We start from the raw sequence: 2,023 nt of genomic DNA on the forward strand, positions 1-2,023 counted from the left end.
GCGCCGGTCGCGACCCCGTCCGCACCTTCGGCGACCAACTGTCCCGCCGCCGACGACGCCTGTGCTCCATCAGCGACATCGTCGGCGCCGGCGGCCGAACTGTCGAGCCCGCCGACGAGGCCGGGCATGCCTGCCGCGAGCTGTGCGTTCCCCACTGCGACCTGGTTGGCGCCGGAGGCGAGCGAATCCACCGCGTTGTCGGCCTGCTGCATCTGGGAGAGGACACCGTTGGCCAAGTCGCAGAGTTGCCCGGGCCCGGGGACCGCGCAGATCTGGTCGACGAGCCCGGCGACGCTCTGAGTCGCGGAGTTCATCGCCGACGACGCGCCGCCGACCGCGGAGGCGACCTGGGCGGATCCGATGGCCAGGCTCTGCGTCTCGGACGGCAGCGACTGGACGGACTGGTCCAATTGGGTCACCCCGTTGGACAACTGCTGGGCGCCGTAGAACAACGCGTTGAGTCCGTACTCCAACCCACCGGCGCCGGACGACAGCTCGTCTGCCCCCGTCGACAGGGTGCCCAGTCCCGACGCGAGGTCGTTCGCTCCGCTCGCCAGCTGATCCGCCCCCGACGAGAGCGAATCGAGTCCGGACGACAACTCGCCGGCACCGGACGCGAGCTGGTCCGCACCGGACGCGAGTTCGTCGGTGCCGTCCACCAGTTCGTCAGCGCCGTCGGACGCCTGGGCGATGGAGGCGTTGATCTGGTTGAACCCCCCGTACACGTTCGTCAGGTAGTTCACGGTGAGTGTCTGGTTGAGTGCCGTGACGGCCTTCCCGACGACGGCATCGGTGAGGGCCTGGTCGAGGGTGGCCGCGGACGGTGCCATCTCGAGGCTGACCATCGCCTGAGTGGCGTCGGCGGCCGGACCCGCGATCGACGTTCCGTTCGCGGAGAAGGAGGAGGGGATCGTGAGGACCGCGTCATAGCTCCCGTCCTGCAGCCCCGAGGCGGCGTCGTCATCGTTCGTCAACACCCAGTTGAAGTTGGGTTGGGTCCCCGTCGGGGGAGTGGTCGATGTCGTGGTCGGATCGGGCGCGCCGGTCGGATCGGGCGTGCTGGTCGACGGACCAGCCGTCGGGGAAGAGCCATCTGACGTCGGCGACGCCGCAGCCGCAAGCGATCCGTCGGCGGTGGACGAGGTCGTCGAAACATCCGTCGTGGTCGGCGCGGGTGTTGTGGTCGAGCCGCCGGCCAGGCTGGTCGTGGATGTCGTGGAGGCCACGGGGTCGTCGGGCCCCCCGCTCCCGGCGGGACCCGGGATGAGTGCAGCTGCAAACTGTCGACCCAGTGGAACCGACTGGCCGTTGAGGGTCACCGGCTCGTCATTGTTCACCACGGCAACGGTGACCCGATCGAGGTGGTGCTGGGGAGACGACAGCCCGGCGGCCAGGATGACGCCGACGAGCACCGGGAGCGCGAGGACCCCGAGCAGGCCGAGTGCGTGCAGGCGCTCGTCTCCACGCGTGGGAGCGAAGGCGGGCATGCGCATCAGCCGCTCCTCGCCGGTTCGGCTGTCGGGGTGGTCCGGCCCAGCGTCACGACGTGGACGTCCACTCCGGCGGGGAGGAGGTCGCGTACGGAGTCGCTCGACGAGCACGCGACGAGCAAGGTCATCGGATCGCCGTCGCGTGCTTCGGCTCCGGTGCGAGCCTCCGTCAGGAGTTCACGGATCTCGGTGCGGATGCTGTCGTCGGCCACCGTGTCGGCGCCGTCGATGCCGAGAATCGTCGGACCATCGAGAGCGGCATCGAGGAGCGACCGGACCGGATGCTCGTTGCGATCGAGGAGGACGACCGCCGTCCGGGCCCGGGCCGAGGACGCGCGGGTGGGCAGCACGAGACCTGCGACCTTGCAACGCCCCGCAGTGACCGGAAGCCTCCCCAGCAGCGCGAGCACGACGGAGGTGCGCTCCTCGCGGTCTCCGCCCTCGATGACGAGGATGGCTCCGACATCGACACGAACGTCGAGACCGGTGGAATCCTGGTCCATGCCCGCGGTCAGCACGCCCTCGAGGGCGAT

The 2,023-nt window shown here is 69.9% G+C and carries 1 protein-coding gene and 1 pseudogene; both read right to left on the minus strand.

The genetic code is table 11. The annotated features are described in order from the left end of the window. Positions 1-1,493: YhgE/Pip domain-containing protein (locus WBV89_RS00375; protein WP_423979365.1), on the minus strand; the 1,493-nt coding region annotated here is incomplete at its 3' end. Then, a pseudogene (locus WBV89_RS00380) lies at positions 1,493-2,023 on the minus strand (hypothetical protein); the annotation flags it as partial. The pseudogene WBV89_RS00380 and the gene WBV89_RS00375, both read right to left, overlap by 1 nt.

Source organism: Ilumatobacter sp., from assembly GCF_049588435.1.
In the GTDB taxonomy this organism is placed as follows: Bacteria; Actinomycetota; Acidimicrobiia; order Acidimicrobiales; family Ilumatobacteraceae; genus Ilumatobacter_A.